The 20,064-nt window shown below is 51.0% G+C and carries 19 protein-coding genes, 5 tRNA genes and 1 other RNA gene; 8 read left to right on the forward strand and 17 right to left on the reverse strand.

Features of this window, described 5'->3' with window-relative positions; genetic code table 11:
* Positions 1-4: 4 nt before the first annotated feature.
* From OGX99_RS11685 to cydA, 17 genes are all read right to left on the reverse strand, one after another.
* Positions 5-138: non-coding RNA, RtT sRNA (locus tag OGX99_RS11685), on the reverse strand.
* 22 nt (positions 139-160) lie between these two features.
* Positions 161-236: transfer RNA gene (locus OGX99_RS11690), tRNA-Lys, on the reverse strand.
* 32 nt (positions 237-268) lie between these two features.
* Positions 269-344 (reverse strand) — tRNA-Lys (locus OGX99_RS11695).
* Between the two features lie 146 nt (positions 345-490).
* Positions 491-566, reverse strand: a tRNA-Lys gene (locus OGX99_RS11700).
* A 3-nt stretch (positions 567-569) separates the two neighbouring features.
* Positions 570-645, reverse strand: a tRNA-Val gene (locus OGX99_RS11705).
* A 137-nt stretch (positions 646-782) separates the two neighbouring features.
* Positions 783-858, reverse strand: a tRNA-Lys gene (locus OGX99_RS11710).
* A 164-nt stretch (positions 859-1,022) separates the two neighbouring features.
* The gene (gene cpoB, locus OGX99_RS11715) at positions 1,023-1,811 is read right to left on the reverse strand and encodes a cell division protein CpoB (protein ID WP_151219564.1); all 789 of its coding nucleotides are present in this window, start codon (positions 1,809-1,811) and stop codon (positions 1,023-1,025) included.
* Between the two features lie 9 nt (positions 1,812-1,820).
* Positions 1,821-2,339, reverse strand: a complete 519-nt coding sequence (pal, locus tag OGX99_RS11720; RefSeq protein WP_003022983.1) for a peptidoglycan-associated lipoprotein Pal — start codon at positions 2,337-2,339, stop codon at positions 1,821-1,823.
* Between the two features lie 34 nt (positions 2,340-2,373).
* Positions 2,374-3,666: a Tol-Pal system beta propeller repeat protein TolB gene (gene tolB / locus OGX99_RS11725; protein WP_003022981.1), complete on the reverse strand. Its 1,293-nt coding sequence runs from the start codon at positions 3,664-3,666 to the stop codon at positions 2,374-2,376.
* Between the two features lie 128 nt (positions 3,667-3,794).
* Positions 3,795-5,051 carry a cell envelope integrity protein TolA gene (gene tolA, locus OGX99_RS11730; protein WP_008784157.1) on the reverse strand — a complete coding sequence of 419 codons (1,257 nt, stop codon included), beginning with the start codon at positions 5,049-5,051 and terminating at the stop codon, positions 3,795-3,797.
* A 63-nt stretch (positions 5,052-5,114) separates the two neighbouring features.
* Positions 5,115-5,543, reverse strand: a complete 429-nt coding sequence (gene tolR, locus OGX99_RS11735) for a colicin uptake protein TolR (protein ID WP_003022978.1) — start codon at positions 5,541-5,543, stop codon at positions 5,115-5,117.
* Positions 5,544-5,546: 3 nt separating this feature from the next.
* The gene (gene tolQ, locus OGX99_RS11740; RefSeq protein WP_003022976.1) at positions 5,547-6,239 is read right to left on the reverse strand and encodes a Tol-Pal system protein TolQ; all 693 of its coding nucleotides are present in this window, start codon (positions 6,237-6,239) and stop codon (positions 5,547-5,549) included.
* On the reverse strand, positions 6,236-6,640 hold the full coding sequence (gene ybgC / locus OGX99_RS11745; RefSeq protein ID WP_045441116.1) for a tol-pal system-associated acyl-CoA thioesterase: 405 nt from the start codon (positions 6,638-6,640) through the stop codon (positions 6,236-6,238). Before ybgC ends, tolQ begins: the two co-directional genes overlap by 4 nt.
* Positions 6,641-6,913: 273 nt before the next feature.
* Positions 6,914-7,207, reverse strand: a complete 294-nt coding sequence (ybgE, locus tag OGX99_RS11750; RefSeq protein WP_151219562.1) for a cyd operon protein YbgE — start codon at positions 7,205-7,207, stop codon at positions 6,914-6,916.
* A complete protein-coding gene (gene cydX / locus OGX99_RS11755; RefSeq protein ID WP_003022970.1) occupies positions 7,207-7,320 on the reverse strand; it encodes a cytochrome bd-I oxidase subunit CydX in 114 nt (37 codons plus the stop codon). The genes ybgE and cydX overlap by 1 nt, the downstream gene beginning before the upstream one ends.
* Positions 7,321-7,334: 14 nt before the next feature.
* On the reverse strand, positions 7,335-8,474 hold the full coding sequence (gene cydB / locus OGX99_RS11760) for a cytochrome d ubiquinol oxidase subunit II (RefSeq protein ID WP_151219561.1): 1,140 nt from the start codon (positions 8,472-8,474) through the stop codon (positions 7,335-7,337).
* A 15-nt stretch (positions 8,475-8,489) separates the two neighbouring features.
* Positions 8,490-10,058 carry a cytochrome ubiquinol oxidase subunit I gene (cydA, locus tag OGX99_RS11765; protein WP_151219691.1) on the reverse strand — a complete coding sequence of 523 codons (1,569 nt, stop codon included), beginning with the start codon at positions 10,056-10,058 and terminating at the stop codon, positions 8,490-8,492.
* A gap of 1,217 nt (positions 10,059-11,275) precedes the next feature.
* Between cydA and glmS the strand changes: the two genes are divergently transcribed.
* From glmS to glsA, 8 genes are all read left to right on the forward strand, one after another.
* Positions 11,276-11,725, forward strand: a complete 450-nt coding sequence (gene glmS, locus OGX99_RS11770; protein WP_151219560.1) for a methylaspartate mutase subunit S — start codon at positions 11,276-11,278, stop codon at positions 11,723-11,725.
* Positions 11,725-13,113, forward strand: a complete 1,389-nt coding sequence (glmL, locus tag OGX99_RS11775) for a methylaspartate mutase accessory protein GlmL (protein WP_187252783.1) — start codon at positions 11,725-11,727, stop codon at positions 13,111-13,113. Before glmS ends, glmL begins: the two co-directional genes overlap by 1 nt.
* 18 nt (positions 13,114-13,131) lie before the next feature.
* Positions 13,132-14,577, forward strand: a complete 1,446-nt coding sequence (locus OGX99_RS11780; protein WP_151219559.1) for a methylaspartate mutase subunit E — start codon at positions 13,132-13,134, stop codon at positions 14,575-14,577.
* Positions 14,577-15,818: a methylaspartate ammonia-lyase gene (locus OGX99_RS11785; protein ID WP_005122534.1), complete on the forward strand. Its 1,242-nt coding sequence runs from the start codon at positions 14,577-14,579 to the stop codon at positions 15,816-15,818. The genes OGX99_RS11780 and OGX99_RS11785 overlap by 1 nt, the downstream gene beginning before the upstream one ends.
* A gap of 3 nt (positions 15,819-15,821) precedes the next feature.
* Positions 15,822-17,192 carry an acyclic terpene utilization AtuA family protein gene (locus tag OGX99_RS11790; RefSeq protein ID WP_252838017.1) on the forward strand — a complete coding sequence of 457 codons (1,371 nt, stop codon included), beginning with the start codon at positions 15,822-15,824 and terminating at the stop codon, positions 17,190-17,192.
* Complete coding sequence (locus OGX99_RS11795; RefSeq protein ID WP_005122536.1) at positions 17,189-17,506, forward strand: DUF4387 domain-containing protein; 318 nt, start codon at positions 17,189-17,191, stop codon at positions 17,504-17,506. The genes OGX99_RS11790 and OGX99_RS11795 overlap by 4 nt, the downstream gene beginning before the upstream one ends.
* Positions 17,507-17,674: 168 nt before the next feature.
* The gene (locus tag OGX99_RS11800; protein ID WP_151219558.1) at positions 17,675-18,982 is read left to right on the forward strand and encodes a dicarboxylate/amino acid:cation symporter; all 1,308 of its coding nucleotides are present in this window, start codon (positions 17,675-17,677) and stop codon (positions 18,980-18,982) included.
* 74 nt (positions 18,983-19,056) lie between these two features.
* Positions 19,057-20,058 carry a glutaminase A gene (glsA, locus tag OGX99_RS11805; RefSeq protein ID WP_151224963.1) on the forward strand — a complete coding sequence of 334 codons (1,002 nt, stop codon included), beginning with the start codon at positions 19,057-19,059 and terminating at the stop codon, positions 20,056-20,058.
* The last annotated feature ends 6 nt before the right edge of the window (positions 20,059-20,064 follow it).

Below are 20,064 nucleotides of genomic sequence, written 5' to 3' on the forward strand. Positions count from 1 at the left end.
ACACTGGTGGGGCGTGCAGGATGACTCGCTACGCTCGCCCTTCGGGCCATCGCCGTAAACGGCTCCGTTGTCTCACTTCGTTCGACCCGAACCTGCTGCAGGTTCGAATCATGAAATCCTGCGCATAGCAAAAAAGCGCCTTTAGGGCGCTTTTTTACACTGGTGGGGCGTGCAGGATTCGAACCTGCGACCAATTGATTAAAAGTCAACTGCTCTACCAACTGAGCTAACGCCCCCTTATGGGGTTTACTTCTTTATACTTCCAGGATGGTGGGTCGTGCAGGATTCGAACCTGCGACCAATTGATTAAAAGTCAACTGCTCTACCAACTGAGCTAACGACCCGCTCGGGAATAACCTGAAAATTTTTACTCGGTACCACCAATAAATTGGTGGGGCGTGCAGGATGACTCGACTTCGTCTCGCCCTAACGGGCCGTTGCTTACGCAACGTTATCCTTCACGTTTAACATCTGAGTACGATGTTAAAGTTGGTGGGGCGTGCAGGATTCGAACCTGCGACCAATTGATTAAAAGTCAACTGCTCTACCAACTGAGCTAACGCCCCGAGTGGTGGGTGATGACGGGATCGAACCGCCGACCCCCTCCTTGTAAGGGAGGTGCTCTCCCAGCTGAGCTAATCACCCGATACTACGCTGGATACTACTTACTAACTGAGTTAGTGGTGGGTCGTGCAGGATGACTTGACTTCGTCTCGCCCTACGGGCCGTTGCTTACGCAACGTTATCCTTCACGTTTTACAATCGCGTTCCACCTTAGCGATTGGTGGGTCGTGCAGGATTCGAACCTGCGACCAATTGATTAAAAGTCAACTGCTCTACCAACTGAGCTAACGACCCGCTTTTGCGCTGCTTTTGGTTTGTTTGATATCCCTTGGCAACGGCGGCATATATTACTGATTTCAGATTTTAGCGCAACAAAAATTTCGATGTAAATAACTCAACTGCTTAGGAATCACACGACACGACCAGAAATAACACGATTTCTGGTCGTGTCGTGGTCATTACATCGCGCCAAGGCGTTTTTGCGCTTGTTTCGCGCCATCAGTGCCAGGGTATTTAGTGATAACCTGCTGATAAACCGCTTTAGCTTTTGCTGTGTCACCTTTGTCCTGCATGATGACGCCGACTTTGTACATCGCGTCTGCAGCCTTCGGTGATTTCGGGAAGTTTTTTACTACCGAAGCAAAATAGAACGCTGCATCATCTTTTTTACCCTTATTGTAATTCAACTGACCCAGCCAATAATTCGCATTGGGCAGGTAAGTTGAGTCCGGGTATTTTTTGATGAAGTTCTGAAATGCTTCAATCGCGTCATCCTGGCGAGATTTATCCTGCACCAGAGCAATTGCCGCATTGTAATCGGTATTCGCATCGCCAGTTTGCGCGGGCGCCCCTGACGTTGTCGCAGCGCCTGCATCAGGTGCTGGGGTTGCCGCCCCACTCTGATCGCCACCTGCAGATTGCGCAGCAGGCGCGCTACCGCTGCCAAGATTATTCATCTGCAGCAATATTTGCTTCTGGCGCTCAACAACCTGATTCAGCTGGTACTGATTTTCCTGAATTTGACCGCGCAGGGAATCAATATCGGACTGATTATCGGAGAGTTGTTGCTGGAGTTGGGTTAAAAGCTGACTGTGAGCGTTAGAAATACGCTCGAGTTGAGTGACACGGTCTTCGACCGAGCCTGAGCCGACACTACTGATTGGCGCCTGAGCAAAAGCGGCCCAAGGGGCCGCTATGCCAACCAGTAACGACAGACTCAACACGTGATGTCTGAAGTTACTGCTCATGCAATTCTCTTAGTAAACCAGTACGGCGCGACGGTTTTTGGCGTAAGCCGCTTCGTCATGACCCAGTACTGCAGGTTTTTCTTTACCGTAAGAAACGATGGAGATCTGGTCAGCAGAAACGCCTTTACCCTGCAGGTACATCTTAACGGCGTTTGCACGACGCTCACCCAAGGAGATGTTGTACTCAGGAGTACCACGTTCGTCCGCATGACCTTCTACGGTGACTTTGTAAGACGGGTTGCTACGCAGGAAGTTAGCGTGAGCATCCAGCATTGCAGCGAAGTCAGAACGGATATCGTACTTGTCCAGATCGAAGTAAACGATGTTGTTCTGCTGCAGCTGTTGCATCTGAAGACGCGCTTGCTCTTCAGAAGACATGTTGCCGCTGCCGTTTGCATCCATACCAGTGCCGGCACCCAGCATGCCTTCGCTGCCGTCATTGCTGGCGTTCTTGTTAGAAGAACATGCCGCAATAGCCATAACAGGCAGAGCAATCATCAGCCCTTTCAGCACTTTGTTCAGTTGCATTTCAATGATTCCTTTATTAATCAATTATTTATTATCACAGATACGGCGACCAGGCAGGGAATTTTACCTGACCATCAGTTGCCGGAAGACGCGCTTTGAAACGCCCATCTGTAGAAACCAAATTCAGCACGGATCCCATCCCCTGAGAAGAGCTGTAGATTACCATAGTGCCGTTAGGTGCCAGACTTGGCGTTTCGTCCAGGAACGTTGACGACAGAACTTGTACGCCACCCGCTACCAGATCTTGTTTGGCAATGTGCTGCTGACCATTTGCCGAGCTTACCATTACCATAAATTTACCGTCGCTGCTCACATCCGCATCCTGGTTTTGCGAACCTTCCCAGGTAATACGCTGCGGAGCACCGCCGTTAACGTTAACTTTGTATACCTGCGGACGACCAGCCTGGTCAGACGTAAAGGCCAGGTTTTGGCTGTCCGGGAACCAGGTCGGTTCCGTGTTGTTGCTGCGACCATCCGTCACCTGACGAATCTGACCGGAACCAATGTCCATGACATACAAGTTCAGGCTACCGGTTTTAGACAGGGCAAACGCCAGCTTGCTGCCATCCGGAGAAAACGCAGGTGCACCGTTGTGACGTGGGAACGACGCTACCTGACGAACTGCGCCATTAGACAATGTCTGAATAACCAGTGCAGAACGACCGCTCTCGAAGGTTACGTACGCCAGTTTTGAACCGTCCGGAGACCACGCCGGAGACATCAGCGGTTGCGGAGAACGGTGTACCACAAACTGGTTGTAGCCATCGTAGTCGGACACGCGTAACTCGTACGGGAACTGACCGCCGTTAGTCTGAACAACATAAGCGATACGGGTACGGAATGCACCTTTAATACCGGTCAGTTTTTCAAACACTTCGTCACTTGCGGTATGGCCTGCGTAACGCAACCACTGCTTGTTCACTTTATACGTGTTCTGTGCCAGTACGGTACCCGGTGCGCCACCGGTATCAACCAGTTGATAAGCAACACTGTAGGAACCATCTGGATTCGGTGTGACCTGGCCAACCACTACGGCATCAATACCCAGAGCAGACCATGCGGCAGGTTGAACTTCCTGCGCGGTACCCGGCTGCTGCGGCAGGCGAGAACGGTCTAATGGGTTAAATTTACCGCTGTTTCGCAGGTCAGCACCCACGATACCACCGATATCTTCAGGTGCAGCACCCGGTCCTGCCCACTGGAAGGGGACAACACCAATCGGGCGTGCCGAGTCCACCCCTTGGGTGATCTCGATACGTACTTCTGCGTGCAGCACCGCTGCCCACAGCATCAGAAAACCAAATGCAACTCGTAATGCCTGCTTCATCATATCTCCCTTATCTGGACGGAAAGCCCACGATAATTTAGCAGAATGTTAACAAACTCAAATACACAAAACTACCAGAACACTGTCTCAACCTTAGACCGTTTCCCCCGATTTCTCAGGGGTCGTTATTACAGTTTAAAGTCCAGTTTGGCATCTTTTACTTTTTCATAAACAGCCTGGCTAGGCGGTTTAGGAATTCTGGCTGTTTTCGCAGCCGTCAGCGCAGCCTGGCACAATGCCGGATCCCCGCCCTCTTCGGTCACATCCAGTAACAGACCATCAGGCGCTAACTTGATATGTAATACGCAGGATTTTCCCGCATACAAATCGGCACCATACAGACGGCTCTGAATCGCATTACGAATTTGAGATGCGTAAGCACTGATATCAGCGCCAGATGCACCGCCATTTGCACCACTTGTACCACTATCTTTCGCCGGTTGGCCGTTTCCTTTCGCTCCACCACCCGATTTCGGTGCATTCTTACCGGAGCTTAGGTCGCCCAACAAGTCGTCAACGCCAGATGCTGCGGCGGCTTTTTCGGCGGCAGCCTTTTTCGCAGCAGCAGCTTTATCTGCTGCAGCTTTCTTATCGGCAGCGGCTTTCTCAGCTGCAGCCTTTTTATCTGCCGCAGCTTTTTCAGCAGCTGCTTTTTTGTCAGCGGCAGCCTTTTCAGCAGCGGCTGCTTTCGCGGCGGCGGCTTTTTCTGCTTTCTCAGCGGCAGCTTTCTCGGCTGCTGCTTGCTTAGCGGCTTCAGCCTGCGCTTTCTTCGCAGCATCTGCGGCAGCCTTAGCAGCTTGTGCTTCGGCAGCTTTCTTCGCATCAGCAGCGGCTTTAGCGGCTTCTGCCTCAGCTTTTTTCTGTGCGTCCGCAGCAGCTTTCTTCGCGGCATCTGCCGCTTGTTTCGCCTGAGCATCAGCCTTGGCCTTCGCGTCTGCAGCAGCCTTCGCCGCAGCCTCTTCAGCCTGTTTCTGTTGTTCTTGCGCTTTCGCGGCGGCGGCCTCTGCTTGCTTCTGCTGTTCCGCCTGCTCGCGCACTTTTTCCTGCGCAGCTAAACGTTCTTTTTCCAGTTGCTTCAGTCGTTCTTGCTCAGCAGCTTGCTTCTCACGAAGTTCCTCTGCTTGCTGTTGCGCCTGTTTTTCGCGCTGTTCTTCTGCACGTTTCGCACTTGCCTGCTGTTGCTGCTGGCGATCGTACTGTTGAACAACGGCACCAGGATCGACCATAACGGCGTCGATAGACGAACCGCCGCCGCCGCCGGCTGAAGCATCAATGTGCTCATCGAACGAACTCCAGATCAGCGCTGCAAATAAAATGACATGCAGCACCGCTGAAATAATTATCGCCCTTTTGAGCTTGTCGTTTTGTTCGGTTGCCTTTGACACTCTCGGTTCCCAAAAACTGTTCGCCTGTTACGCGCTATCTTTCAAGCCAGCAATATGCAGTCATCAGATTGGCTGCGTCATCAGGCCAACCGATTTTACGCCTGCACTGTGTAACAAGTTCAGCGCTTTAATTATTTCATCATAAGGCACGTCTTTCGCACCACCGATTAAAAATACTGTTTTCGGATTGGTCTGCAGGCGGCTTTTCGCTTCCGCGATAACCTGCTCCGGCGGCAGTTGATCCATCCTGTCTTTCTCAACGACCACGCTGTATTGCCCAATACCGGAAACTTCAATAATGACCGGTGGCTCGTCGTTACTGCTGACGGCTTGCGATTCGGTCGCATCCGGCAGGTCAACTTCCACACTCTGCGTAATGATCGGCGCGGTTGCCATAAAGATCAGCAACAGCACCAGCAGTACGTCGAGCAGCGGGACAATATTGATTTCGGACTTAAGTTCGCGACGACCTCGTCCACGCGTTCTGGCCATGGTTTACCCCTTGTTGCTCTCGCTAACGGTAAACGCCTGGCGGTGCAGAATCGCGGTGAACTCTTCCATAAAGTTGTCGTAATTCAGTTCCAGCTTGTTCACGCGCTGATTCAGTCGGTTGTAAGCCATAACCGCCGGAATTGCCGCAAACAGGCCGATAGCCGTTGCAATCAACGCTTCCGCGATACCCGGCGCAACCATTTGCAGCGTCGCCTGTTTTACCGCGCCCAGCGCGATAAAGGCGTGCATGATCCCCCAAACGGTACCGAACAGACCGATATACGGGCTGATGGAGCCGACAGTGCCGAGGAATGGAATATGCGTTTCCAGCGTTTCCAGTTCACGGTTCATCGAGATACGCATCGCACGGGATGCCCCCTCAACGACCGCTTCAGGCGCATGGCTATTCGCCCTATGCAGACGCGCAAATTCTTTGAACCCGCTATAAAAAATTTGCTCTGAACCCGCCAGATTATCACGACGCCCCTGACTTTCCTGGTACAGGCGCGACAACTCAATGCCGGACCAGAACTTGTCTTCAAATGCTTCGGCTTCACGTGAAGCAGCATTAAGAATACGGGTCCGCTGGATAATAATAGCCCAGGATGCGATTGAGAAACCAATCAAAATCAACATGATAAGTTTAACCAGAAGGCTTGCCTTCAGGAACAAATCAAGGATATTCATGTCAGTCACTGCTTAAACTCCGCGACAATAGACTTGGGAAGCGCACGAGGCTTCATTTTGAGTGGATCAACGCAAACAATCAGAACTTCGGCTTCATTCAGCACGGTGTTCTCTGCGTTGACAATGCGTTGCGTGAAAACCAATGAGGTGCCACGCATTGACGTAATTTCGGTTTGGACTTCGAGCATATCGTCGAGCCGGGCAGGCGCAAAATACTCAAGGGTCATCTTGCGCACCACAAAGGCTACACGTTCGGCCAACAGAACCTGCTGACTGAAGTGATGATGACGCAGCATCTCTGTGCGTGCTCTTTCATAAAAAGCGACGTAACTGGCGTGATAAACCACCCCACCGGCATCGGTGTCTTCATAATAGACACGAACCGGCCATCGGAAAATATACTTATTCATTCTTACTGCCTCTTTGTTGGCTTTGCCCACTCACACCGGTCGCTTAACTTTGTAAGCCCCTGGTGACTCGCGTTCTTGCCGCCGCGATGCATCAAGAATGTCGTTGTATATCGCGCTGTCTTCACTTTACATCCCGGTAATGCAATTAGGTTAGTGCTTTCAAACTTCGCTACTATACGCGCGGGAATGGTGCTTTGGAATGGGGGAAAGTAAACGGAGAGTAAAAAATTATGGGCTTATGCAAGCCCATAAATATTTAAGGATGTTTCTTATTCAAAAGAAGAAGAAAATCAGACCAACCACGAGGACGATATCTGCGATCAGCGGGCAGAAGATGCCCTGCCAGTGTACGGCGCGAGGACGAAAGCCAACGCCATGAATGATGCCTGCGCAGACCGCCCACATCAGCAGAAAGCCATGCCAGATTTCAAGCGTACTGGTTTTGGCCGCGAAACGTGACGGTTCCCAGAATATGCAGCCGGCCAACACGATTGCCAGCACAAAGGAAAGCGCCCGCAAGGGGCGCTTGTCCATTACCGCATATACTATCGCGATAATGTTGGTCATCAGCTATCTTCTTGTCCGGCCTTGCCTGATTCAACGTGCTCAAGCGCCAGCGCTGTGATTATCCCAAATGCACAGGCAAGAAGCGTTCCCAAAATCCATGCGAAATACCACATTTTAAGCTCCTTACTTAGTACAGAGAGTGTGTGTTACGTTCAATATCTTCTTTGGTGATACGACCAAACATCTTCCAGTAGCACCATGTGGTGTAGAGGAGAATAATTGGCACGAACACACATGCCACATAGGTCATCACGTTCAGCGTCAGCTGGCTGGACGTTGCATCCCACATGGTCAGACTCGCGTTCATCATGGTGCTGGATGGCATTACAAACGGGAACATTGCAATACCAGCAGTCAGGATGATGCAGGCTAACGTCAGTGAGGAGAAGACGAACGCCCATGCTCCTTTCTCCATACGAGAGGTCAGGATAGTCAACAGCGGCAGAACCACACCCAGTGCCGGAATCAACCACAGGATCGGTGCATTATTAAAGTTCACCAACCATGCGCCTGCTTCACGCGCGACTTCTTTGGTCAGCGGGTTAGACGCCGCATGATGATCAACTGCAGAAGTCACAACATAACCGTCAATACCGTACATCACCCATACACCCGCCAGCGCGAAGCAGACCAGAGTCACCAGCGCCGCTACCTGAGCGGTGGTGCGGGTACGCAGATGTAACTCACCCACAGTACGCATCTGCAGATAAGTCGCGCCCTGGGTGATGATCATCCCAACGCTCACGACACCCGCCAGCAGACCAAACGGATTCAGCAACTGGAAGAAGTTACCTGTGTAGTAAAGGCGCAGGTACTCATCAATGTGGAACGGAACCCCTTGCAGCAGGTTACCGAACGCCACACCAATCACCAACGGTGGAACGAAGCTACCAATAAAGATGCCCCAGTCCCACATGTTACGCCAACGAGTGTCTTCAATCTTGGAACGGTAATCAAAACCGACCGGACGAAAGAACAAGGACGCCAGCACCAGAACCATCGCCACATAGAAACCGGAGAATGCAGCGGCATACACCATCGGCCAGGCAGCGAACAATGCGCCACCCGCGGTGATCAACCACACCTGGTTACCATCCCAGTGCGGGGCGATGGAGTTAATCATAATTCGACGCTCGGTATCATTACGACCGAGGAAACGGGTGAGCATGCCCACCCCCATGTCGAAGCCATCAGTGACCGCAAAACCAATCAGCAGAATGCCGACCAGCAGCCACCAGACAAAACGCAATACTTCATAATCGATCATTTGACGACTCCTGTCTTAGCGTGCCGGCTGAGAAGTCACATTGGACTGCTCAAAGTGATAGCGACCGGTTTTCAGGCTGCTTGGGCCGAGGCGTGCAAACTTGAACATTAAGAACAATTCTGCCACCAGGAACAGGGTATACAGGCCACAAATCAGGATCATGGAGAACAATAGGTCACCTACTGTTAACGATGAGTTTGCAACCGCCGTTGGTAACACCTCACCGATCGCCCATGGCTGACGACCATATTCGGCAACAAACCAACCTGCTTCTACAGCAATCCACGGCAGTGGAATACCGTAAAGCGCCGCACGCAGCAGCCATTTTTTCTCACCGATACGGTTACGAATTACGCTCCAGAAGGACAACGCAATAATTGCCAGCAGCAAGAAGCCGCACGCCACCATGATACGGAAAGCGAAGTAAAGCGGTGCAACACGTGGGATAGAATCTTTTGTTGCCTGCTGAATTTGCGCTTCCGTCGCGTCGGTGACTTTATCGGTATAGCGTTTCAGCAGCAGACCATAACCCAGGTCTTTCTTCATACTGTTGAACTGGTCGCGAACGGCCTGATCGGTACTACCAGCACGCAGTTCTTCCAGCAACTGATAGGCTTTCATACCGTTACGGATGCGCTCTTCGTGTTGCACCATCAGGTCTTTCAGACCAATGACCGGTGTATCAACAGAGCGGGTGGCAATGATGCCCAGCGCATAAGGAATTTGAATCGCAAATTTGTTTTCTTGTTTATCCTGATCGGGAATACCGAACAAAGTAAACGCAGCAGGAGCAGGTTGAGTTTCCCACTCGGCTTCGATCGCAGCCAGTTTGGTTTTCTGTACGTCACCCATTTCGTATCCGGACTCATCACCCAGAACGATAACAGAAAGTACAGCAGCCATACCGAAGCTGGCAGCAATCGCGAATGAGCGTTTTGCGAAAGCGAAGTCGCGGCCTTTCAGCATGTAATACGCACTAATGCCAAGGATGAACATCGCACCTGTTACATAACCAGAGGCGACAGTGTGAACAAATTTCACCTGTGCTACCGGGTTGAGCACCAGTTCAGAGAAGCTCAGCATCTCCATGCGCATGGTTTCAAAGTTGAAATCCGCGGCGATTGGGTTTTGCATCCAGCCGTTCGCAACCAGAATCCACAGTGCGGACAGGTTTGAACCTAAAGCCACCAGCCAGGTGACGCACATATGCTGGACTTTACCCAAACGGTCCCAGCCGAAGAAGAACAGACCTACAAAGGTGGATTCGAGGAAGAAGGCCATCAAACCTTCGATCGCCAGCGGCGCACCGAAAATATCCCCTACATAGTGGGAATAGTAAGACCAGTTAGTCCCGAACTGGAACTCCATGGTCAGACCGGTTGCCACACCCAGAGCGAAGTTGATACCAAACAACTTGCCCCAGAACTTGGTCATATCTTTATAAATCTGTTTGCCGGAAAGGACGTAGACCGTTTCCATGATGGCCAACAAGAACGCCATACCAAGCGTCAGTGGCACAAACAGGAAGTGGTACATCGCGGTCAAGGCAAACTGTAAGCGCGACAGTTCGACTATATCTAACATCATGACTCCTTGCTCATCGCATGAAGACTCCGAGAGTGAACCCCGTTAGAAAGGGTCACACGCATGCCCCAATACAAATTTATCTGCTCCCCTCCGCCGCAGCTCTTTCTTCTCGTTTGAAGAAAGGACAATGACGATAGGTTACAAACATGTTAATAAAACACTCAAATTGATCCCGCAATTATATTACGCCGTAAAATCCTTACAATAAACAGGTTTTTATCGAGGTAAATTTGCATTTTTCGATAGTGATCAATTTATAGCTAATTTACCACTTTCAGACCAATTTGATCTGCAGCAATTTAACCTCTTTTGAGATCGTTTACCAAGTTTTAAATATTGATTTAAATCAATTTCCAAAACCAATGTTAATAGTGTTTAGCAGTCAGGTGACTAGTAAACAACATGTTAACGACATGTTTTTCAATGAGTAATTGCCGTTACTACAAATGATAGGATATTTATTTAAATGTACACGATCTTTTAACCGGCCAGACGGACAAATTTGCCAACAGATAAAGAGTCACTATTGCTGGTAGCTCACAGTTTTTTGTTTAGCAAGTCAGTGAATATTTATTTCATACAATTTTTTCATTTTAATTTTACTTATGATTAACACCGTAATGTAACTATCTCAATCAGAAGCGAAAGAGCCTGACATTGACCGCCTCATTGCATTTTAGGTTTTACCGCAGAAAGTTGGCGCTTCGCTTCACTCATCACTGAAAGTTATCGTACCTGCTCCCTCTTTTTTATGTGACATAAGATTAAATCTGATACAAACAATTCATTATCATTTTTATCTTAAATTTAACAAAAGATAATTGTGCCATATAAGATTAAAAAATAAAAAAACGTTATGCCGTTCACAAGTTATTTAGCAGAAATAATTTTTGAAATTATAAAAATCGTCGCATGAATGAGCATCGCAACAAAATAAGATTTCGATCACAAACATGGCAAGTCATTTATTACTCATTTCCCTAACAAATTAAAAAAAGAAACAAGAAACAAAAACAAAACATTGATTTTAATGACTTTTTATAACCAAGAAATATAACAATCATTTTGCGCAGGATATTTTGAAAATAGATCAATTGCTTCCTTTTCCGCTTCCACAGAAACTCCAACCCTATTAAAAGGTTGTCGCACTCCATGTTCTAAATATTAGAAAACAATTTTCACTTATTGACCATCAGCCCTACAGAGGATTACCCATGAAGAAATCTACACTTGTTATTGGCGTCATCGGTGCTGACTGCCATGCAGTAGGTAATAAAGTTCTGGATCGCGTTTTCACGGCTCATAATTTCCACGTAATAAACCTCGGGGTGATGGTGAGCCAGGATGAATATATTGATGCCGCAATTGAAACAGGTGCCGATGCCATCGTGGTGTCGTCTATCTACGGTCATGGTGATATTGACTGCCTCGGATTACGTGAGCGCTGCATCGAGCGTGGCCTCGGCGACATTCTGCTGTACGTCGGCGGCAATCTGGTCGTCGGGAAACATGACTTCGCCGATGTAGAAGTGAAATTTAAAGAGATGGGGTTTAACCGCGTCTTCGCGCCGAGCCACGACCTGGAAGATGTCTGCGCGCTTATCACTAATGATATTCACCAGCACAATGGCCTCGAGCAGCGTTGTCTGGAAGAGGCCATCTGATGCAAACAGTTTCTGTCGATATCGGCTCGACATGGACCAAGGCTGCCCTCTTTGCTCATGAAGGCGAGGAATTAACCCTGGTAAACCATGTCCTGACCCCAACCACCACACATCATCTGGCAGACGGTTTTTTTGCCAGCCTGAATCAGGTGCTGAATGTTGCCGATGCTCGCCCGTTACTGAAAAGTGGTGAAGTACAGTTGAAATACTCCTCCTCGGCCAAAGGTGGGCTCGCCGTAGCAGCAATGGGGCTGGTGCCTTCCATTACGCTGGAATCGGCAAAAGTTACCGCCCATTCGGCAGGAGCGAAAATCGCGCAATATTATTCGTACAAACTGAACCGTCATGACATCCAGGAACTGGAATCATCACCACCAGACATTCTGTTGTTTACCGGCGGTACAGACGGCGGCGAAGAAAGTTACGGCCTGGCGAATGCGCGCGCTCTGGCAGGCTCAAAGCTTGATTGCGCCATTATCTACGCCGGAAATCGGGACATTCAGGACGAAATTCAAACGATTCTGGGAGACAAAGATCTGACCACGGTAGACAACATTCTACCTGACCTCGATCACCCGAATCCGTTTGCCGCACGCCAGGCGATTTGCGATGTGTTCTTGTCACGCATTGTCAAAGGTAAAGGTCTGGACGTCATTGTCGGCGAAACAGGCGAAGAGCCAATGCCGACGCCATGGACAGTCTATGAGTTAGTCAAAGCCATTAGCGATTACGACAACGCATGGAAGGAGTTCATGCTGATTGATATGGGCGGAGCCACCACGGATGTCTATTCGGCCAGCGCGAATACCCTCTCCCCCGACACCGTCTTGCATGGTGTTCCTGAACCGTTCGTCAAACGTACCGTTGAAGGTGACCTGGGTATGCGCGTTTCCGCCGTTGTGGTGGGAGAAAGCACGCAGGATATGGTGAAAGTCATCTTCGCCCAACAGCCACAGCGCGAGGAAGCGTTTTACCGCTACCTACGTCATCTGGTTGGGCAACCGGATTACCTGCCACTCAGCGAGGAAGAGAAATATTTCGACACCCTGCTGGCAGGTTTATGCGTGGGCTATGCCGCTGAGCGCCACGCGGGCACTAAAAAGCAGGTTTGTACCTGCGTGGGTAACGTGGATTTACAGATGGGTCGCGATCTCACCACCGTGCGCAAAGTCGTCGGTTCAGGGGGATGGCTCTCTCGCGCCAGCCAGTTCGATATCCATAACTGGCTCAAATATCGGGAGCTGGACGACCAGGGCAAAAGAATTCTGTTACCGAACCAGTTTGAGTATTACCGCGATTCAAATGGCCTGCTCCCTCTACTGGCAAACGTCGCCAGACTGTACCCGCAAGCCGCTGCTCGCACCAGCATTCAGTGTTTAACCCTATAAAACTTAAGGCAGCTACGAATGGAACTTCGAAATAAAAAATTAACCCACGACGAATTCATGACCGAAAGGCATCAGGTGTTACAAACCTGGGAAACCGGCAAAGACGTTGAGAACTTCGAAGATGGCGTGAAGTACCAGCAATCAATTCCAGATAACAAACGCTTCTCCCTTGCTCTGCTGAAGGCCGATCAGGAAGGCAGGACCCTGAGCCAGCCGCGCGCAGGCGTAGCATTAATGGATGAGCATATTGCGCTGCTCAAAACATTGCAGGAAGAGTGCGACCTCCTGCCAAGCACCATCGATGCCTATACCCGTCTGAATCGCTATGAAGAAGCCGCTGTCGGGATCCAGAAATCCATCGAAGCTGGGACGTCCAAACTGAATGGTTTACCGGTCGTCAATCACGGGGTAGCTGCCTGCCGCCGGATGACTGAATCGCTGGAAAAACCGATCCAGGTTCGCCACGGAACGCCAGATGCTCGCCTGCTGGCGGAAATCGCTATGGCCAGTGGTTTTACCAGCTACGAAGGCGGCGGTATCTCCTACAACATTCCTTACGCTAAGCGCGTCACCCTGGAAAAATCCATCCGTGACTGGCAGTACTGCGATCGCCTGATGGGCCTGTACGAAGAGAACGGTATTCGTATTAACCGTGAACCGTTCGGCCCGCTAACTGGCACCCTAATCCCGCCGTTTATGTCCCACTCGGTGGCGATTATTGAAGGTCTATTGGCGCTGGAACAGGGCGTGAAGTCCATTACCGTCGGCTACGGCCAGGTCGGTAGCCTGACGCAGGATATCGCCGCTATTCAGGCGCTGCGCGAACTGTCCCACGAATACTTCCATAACCACGGATTCGACGATTACGAACTGAGCACCGTTTTCCACCAGTGGATGGGCGGATTCCCGGAAGATGAAGCGAAAGCCTTCTCCGTTATCGCCTGGGGGGCAGCGGTTGCGGGTATGTCCGGTGCCACGAAAGTGATCACCAAAAGCCCGCACGAAGCGTTCGGTATCCCAACGGCAGCAGCCAACGCCCAGGGTCTGAAAGCGTCACGCCAGATGCTCAACATGGTCAGTGACCAGAAATTCCCGCAATGCGCTGCCGTCGAGCAGGAAGTTGATCTGATCAAGAGCGAAGTCCGCGCAGTGCTGAAAAAAGTCTTCGAACTGGGCAATGGCGACATTGCGCGTGGCACGGTGCTGGCCTTTGAAGCTGGCGTACTGGATGTGCCGTTCGCGCCTGCCGCTTGCAACGCCGGTAAGATCCTCCCTGTTCGCGATAACACAGGCGCTATCCGTATTCTCGAAGCCGGTGCAGTTCCACTGCCGAAAGATATTCTCGCCCTGCACCACGACTATGTCGCAGAGCGCGCACATTTTGAAGGCCGCAAGCCTTCTTTCCAGATGGTCATTGATGACATCAACGCCGTATCCCACAGTAAATTAATAGGAAGACCATAATGAAAATCAAAAAGGCCCTTTTCACCGCTGGCTACTCCTCATTTTATTTTGACGATCAGCAGGCCATCAAAAATGGCGCCGGTCATGACGGGTTTATCTATACCGGCGATCCGGTAACGCCAGGATTTACCTCTGTTCGTCAGGCGGGTGAATGCGTTTCCGTGCAACTGATTCTGGAGAATGGCGCGGTAGCGGTGGGCGATTGCGCAGCGGTTCAATATTCAGGCGCAGGTGGTCGTGATCCGCTTTTCCTGGCAGAAAATTTCATTCCGTTCCTCAACGATCACATCAAACCGCTGCTGGAAGGCCGTGACGTTGATGCGTTCCTGCCAAACGCCCGTTTCTTTGACCAACTGCGTATTGACGGTCATCTGCTGCATACTGCCGTCCGCTATGGTCTGTCTCAGGCGCTGCTCGATGCGGCGGCGCTGGCTACCGGTCGTCTGAAAACTGAAGTGGTTTGCGATGAATGGCAACTGCCGTGCGTACCGGAAGCTATTCCATTATTTGGCCAGAGCGGCGACGACCGTTATATCGCCGTTGATAAGATGATCCTCAAAGGTGTGGACGTCCTGCCGCATGCGCTGATCAACAACGTCGAAGAGAAGCTGGGCTTTAAAGGCGAAAAACTGCGTGAGTATGTACGTTGGTTGTCCGACCGTATCTTAAGCCTGCGCACCAGCGAACGTTATCACCCGACGCTGCATATTGATGTGTACGGCACGATCGGTTTGATCTTCGATATGGATCCCGTGCGCTGCGCCGAATACATCGCCAGCCTGGAAGCCGAAGCTCAAGGCCTGCCGCTGTATATCGAAGGGCCAGTAGATGCGGGTAACAAGCCGGATCAGATCCGCATGTTGACCGCCATCACCAAAGAACTGACCCGTCTGGGCTCCGGCGTGAAAATTGTCGCCGACGAATGGTGTAACACCTATCAGGATATCGTGGACTTTACCGATGCGGGCAGCTGCCACATGGTACAGATCAAAACCCCTGATCTTGGCGGCATTCATAACATTGTTGATGCAGTGCTGTACTGCAACAAACACGCCATGGAAGCCTATCAGGGCGGTACCTGTAACGAAACCGAGATCAGTGCTCGCACCTGCGTACACGTGGCGCTTGCCGCGCGTCCGATGCGCATGCTGGTCAAACCAGGAATGGGATTCGATGAAGGTCTCAACATCGTGTTTAACGAGATGAATCGCACCATCGCGTTGTTGCAAACTAAGGATTAAGAGATGGCTCGCACATTTAAGATCTTATCGCCGACGGCTATCCTGGGTTATGGCTTCCCGGAAGAAAGTTTTCGCAAAGCCATGGAAGAGTCACCCGATCTTATTGCCGTTGACGCGGGTTCCTCCGATCCGGGCCCCCATTACCTGGGGGCAGGTAAACCCTTTACCGACAGAGCCGGGGTAAAACGCGATCTGCGCTATATGATTGTGGCGGGCGTTAAGAACAACATCCCGGTCGTGATCGGCACCGCCGGTGGTTCTGGCGCAGCTCCGCATCTGGAGTGGTGTCGCCAGATTATCCATGAGATCGCACAGGAAGAAAAACTGACCTTCTCAATGGCGCTAATCCCGTCAGATGTCGACAAAGAAATCGTTCATCAGGCGCTGGATAACGGCAAAATCACCGCACTCGACTTTGTGCCGGAACTGACTCACGAGGCGATCGAAGAGAGTACCTACATCGTCGCGCAGATGGGTATCGAGCCTTTCCAGCGCGCACTGAAAGCCGGTGCGCAAGTGGTGCTGGGCGGACGCGCCTACGATCCGGCCTGCTTTGCCGCGCTGCCAATTATGCAGGGCTTTGATGAAGGTCTGGCGTTGCATTGCGGTAAGATCCTTGAGTGTGCTGCCATTGCTGCCACCCCCGGCTCCGGCTCCGATTGTGCGATGGGGATTATCGACGACAACGGCTTTACGCTGAAGGCGTTCAATCCCAAGCGTAAGTTCACAGAAACGTCAGCTGCGGCGCACACCCTGTATGAGAAGTCCGATCCGTACTTCCTGCCGGGTCCCGGCGGTGTGCTGAACCTGAAAGCGTGCACCTTTACCCAGGTTAACGAGGGTGAAGTGTATGTCAGCGGTTCACGTCATGAAGAAACACCGTATGCGTTGAAACTGGAAGGGGCGCGTCAGGTTGGCTTCCGCTGCCTGACCATCGCCGGAACGCGTGACCCGATTATGATTGCCGGAATTGACACCATTCTCGAAGAGGTCCAGGCAAGCGTAGCACGTAACCTCTCCCTGAATGACGACAGCATCCGTATGACGTTCCACCTTTACGGGAAGAACGGCGTGATGGGCAACCATGAACCGATGAAAACCGCCGGTCACGAACTGGGGATTTTACTGGATGTCGTCGCGCCGACGCAGGATATCGCCAACAGCGTTTGCTCGCTGGTGCGCTCTACCCTGCTGCACTACGGCTATGAGAATCGCATTGCGACGGCGGGCAACCTCGCCTTCCCGTTCTCGCCATCTGATATTCAAAGTGGACCGGTGTATGAGTTCTCGATCTATCACCTGATTGAAGCAAGCGATGCGCTGCGTTTTGATTTCCACATTGAACAGGTGACGCCAGAAGGAGTTCAGGCATGAAACAGTCAATTTGTTCACTGGCGCAAGTTATTCGCTCGAAAAACGCCGGACCGTACGAACTGGTTTTAGATATTTTATTTAAAACCCGGGAAGATTATCAGCGCGTAAAACGTTCCGAGCAATTAACACCGCAGCTTATTGCCGGTTTATATAACGTTGAACCTGACTTTATTCACAATATTGTGTGGTTCGACCCGGCGAATGCCGTAAAAATCGTCATGCCGCGCGATATTATTTCCGGCAACGTTGGTGACAATGATGTTTATGGCGCGCAGCAACACGCACCATTATTAAGTATTGAGTTCGACTTGTAACAAAAAACACAATAACAACCATTGGGGCACAGAATTCAGCTGTATCACAGTGCTTCGAATTATTCATGCGGTTGGTCACAACAGGCGTGCGTCTAAGCTGCTGTCCAGGCTCAGGCGCACGCCACCCTACACAATTCCAATTACCAACCTTTATCCGATGGAGTACACATGAAGAAAATAAGTTTAACGAAGATGATCATATTAGGTCTGATACTCGGCATGATTGCCGGGGTAGCCATCAATAATATGGTCACGGCTGAAACAGCAAAATCTTATGCAGCAGATATTTCCATTTTCACCACTATATTCTTACGTATGGTGAAAATGATTATCGCGCCATTGGTTATTTCAACTCTGGTTGTGGGTATTGCCAAAATGGGCGATGCCAAAACGCTGGGACGTATATTTTCAAAAACCTTCTTCCTGTTTATTTGCGCATCATTGCTGTCAATCGCGCTGGGTCTGGTTATCGTTAATATTTTCCAGCCAGGCGCAGGTATCAACTTCGTGCCGCATGACGCCGGGGTCGTTGCCGCGGTTAAGTCAGAGCCATTCACGCTGAAAGTGTTCATCTCGCACGCGGTACCGACCAGTATTGTCGATGCGATGGCGCGGAACGAAATTCTGCAGATCGTGGTGTTCTCAATTTTCCTTGGTTGCAGCCTGGCCGCCATTGGTGAAAAAGCCGAGCCTATCGTGAAGGTTCTGGATTCTCTGGTGCACGTGATGCTGAAGCTGACGGGTTACGTCATGCTGTTTGCGCCGCTGACCGTTTTTGCCGCTATTTCAGGTTTGATTGCCGAACGTGGTCTGGGAGTGATGGTCAGCGCCGGGATCTTCATGGGTGAATTCTACCTGACGCTGGGTATGCTGTGGGCAATCCTGATTGGCCTGTCAACCATGATAGTCGGGCCTTGTATCGCACGTTTGACCAAATCAATCTTCGAGCCTGCACTACTGGCCTTTACGACCTCCAGTTCTGAAGCCGCCTTCCCGGGCACGCTGGATAAGCTGGAAAAATTCGGCGTTTCCTCAAAAATTGCCAGCTTCGTTCTGCCTATCGGTTACTCCTTTAACCTGGTCGGTTCCATGGCCTATTGCTCCTTTGCCACCGTCTTTATTGCTCAGGCCTGCAATATCGAACTGAGCATGGGCGAGCAAATTACCATGCTGTTAATTCTGATGCTGACCTCTAAAGGAATGGCGGGCGTACCGCGTGCCTCGATGGTCGTTATCGCCGCCACCCTGAACCAATTCAACATTCCGGAAGCCGGTTTGATCCTGTTGATGGGCGTCGATCCGTTCCTCGATATGGGTCGTTCTGCCACCAACGTCATGAGTAACGCCATGGGCGCTGCCATTGTGGGTCGTTGGGAAGGCGAACACTTCGGCCAGGGTTGCCGTGGAACTGCGCCAGTGAAGTCACCGGAACAGGAACGCCCGGTTACTGAACAGTCTGAAGTTGCGATGTCCTGATAAAACACGATTGCCGGATAAGGCGCTTGCGCCGCTATCCGGCAACATAGTTATCAAATCAGCAGGAATGCACAATGAATAAAACAATTATCGGCGTGAGTCTCTTTTCTTTCAGCATCTTGTTTAGCGCGACCTCATTCGCGCAAACCTCGCCGGACTACGCCAGACTGATAGAACAGGCGCATCAAAAGTTCAAAAGTAATAACGATGGAAAAGTCGCCGACTACATCCCTGCCCTGGCGACCTACAGCCCAAATAATTTTGCCATCACTATTGCTACGGTGGATGGCAAGATCTACCAGGTTGGCGATGTTAACAAACCCTTTCCCATGGAATCCCTGAGTAAAGTCTTCACCATGGCGCTCGCCATGGAACAACACGGTCCTCAGGTGGTACTGGATAAACTCGGGGCAAATGCCACTGGCATGCCTTTTAACTCCGGTTTAGCGGTGGAACTGACCAAAGGTGCGCCTGAGAACCCGCTGGTAAACGCCGGAGCCATGAGCACCGTTAGCCTGATTGAAGCCAAAGATAAAACCGATCGCTGGAACAAAATCCTCGACAACCTGAACGTCTGGGCCGACGCCACGCTCACGGTTAATGAGCCGGTCTTCAAATCCGAGATGGAAACCAACCAACACAATCAGGCGCTGGCGAAGCTGATGGAATCCTATAACAGCTTCTATGGCAACACCGACGACGCCGTCGAAATTTATACCCGTCAGTGCTCGGTGGATATCACCGTTGAGCAACTGGCCAAAATGGGTGCAGTGCTGGCGAACAAAGGGAAATCACCGTTCAACGGCAAGCAGTTGCTGAATGAAAAATATGTTCCGCAGGTGCTGGCGGAAATGGCGATTGCCGGACTGTACGACGGCAGCGGTAAATGGCTGTACACCGTTGGTATTCCGGCGAAAAGTGGTGTCGGCGGCGGGATGGTTGCCGTTGTTCCTGGCGAATATGCCATTGCCGTCTACTCTCCGCCGCTGGATGAGGCTGGCAACAGCGTTCGCGCCCAGCAAACCATCGAATATGTCGCCGAAGCGACGCAGGCCAATGTCTTTTTAGCAAAATAACACGAT

The organism is Citrobacter sp. Cu096 (genome assembly GCF_030332285.1).
GTDB classification, from domain to species: Bacteria; Pseudomonadota; Gammaproteobacteria; order Enterobacterales; family Enterobacteriaceae; genus Citrobacter; species Citrobacter meridianamericanus.

Excerpts from the sequence above, each read along its gene's own strand:
- OGX99_RS11785 (WP_005122534.1), top strand. The coding sequence starts at position 14,577 with ATGAAAATCAAAAAGGCCCTTTTCACCGCTGGCTACTCCTCATTTTAT.
- cydX (WP_003022970.1), bottom strand. The coding sequence starts at position 7,320 with ATGTGGTATTTCGCATGGATTTTGGGAACGCTTCTTGCCTGTGCATTT.
- OGX99_RS11795 (WP_005122536.1), top strand. The coding sequence starts at position 17,189 with ATGAAACAGTCAATTTGTTCACTGGCGCAAGTTATTCGCTCGAAAAAC.
- OGX99_RS11800 (WP_151219558.1), top strand. The coding sequence starts at position 17,675 with ATGAAGAAAATAAGTTTAACGAAGATGATCATATTAGGTCTGATACTC.
- glmL (WP_187252783.1), top strand. The coding sequence starts at position 11,725 with ATGCAAACAGTTTCTGTCGATATCGGCTCGACATGGACCAAGGCTGCC.
- cpoB (WP_151219564.1), bottom strand. The coding sequence starts at position 1,811 with ATGAGCAGTAACTTCAGACATCACGTGTTGAGTCTGTCGTTACTGGTT.
- cydA (WP_151219691.1), bottom strand. The coding sequence starts at position 10,058 with ATGTTAGATATAGTCGAACTGTCGCGCTTACAGTTTGCCTTGACCGCG.
- ybgC (WP_045441116.1), bottom strand. The coding sequence starts at position 6,640 with ATGAATAAGTATATTTTCCGATGGCCGGTTCGTGTCTATTATGAAGAC.
- tolB (WP_003022981.1), bottom strand. The coding sequence starts at position 3,666 with ATGAAGCAGGCATTACGAGTTGCATTTGGTTTTCTGATGCTGTGGGCA.
- glsA (WP_151224963.1), top strand. The coding sequence starts at position 19,057 with ATGAATAAAACAATTATCGGCGTGAGTCTCTTTTCTTTCAGCATCTTG.
- tolR (WP_003022978.1), bottom strand. The coding sequence starts at position 5,543 with ATGGCCAGAACGCGTGGACGAGGTCGTCGCGAACTTAAGTCCGAAATC.
- ybgE (WP_151219562.1), bottom strand. The coding sequence starts at position 7,207 with ATGACCAACATTATCGCGATAGTATATGCGGTAATGGACAAGCGCCCC.
- pal (WP_003022983.1), bottom strand. The coding sequence starts at position 2,339 with ATGCAACTGAACAAAGTGCTGAAAGGGCTGATGATTGCTCTGCCTGTT.
- OGX99_RS11790 (WP_252838017.1), top strand. The coding sequence starts at position 15,822 with ATGGCTCGCACATTTAAGATCTTATCGCCGACGGCTATCCTGGGTTAT.
- OGX99_RS11780 (WP_151219559.1), top strand. The coding sequence starts at position 13,132 with ATGGAACTTCGAAATAAAAAATTAACCCACGACGAATTCATGACCGAA.
- glmS (WP_151219560.1), top strand. The coding sequence starts at position 11,276 with ATGAAGAAATCTACACTTGTTATTGGCGTCATCGGTGCTGACTGCCAT.
- cydB (WP_151219561.1), bottom strand. The coding sequence starts at position 8,474 with ATGATCGATTATGAAGTATTGCGTTTTGTCTGGTGGCTGCTGGTCGGC.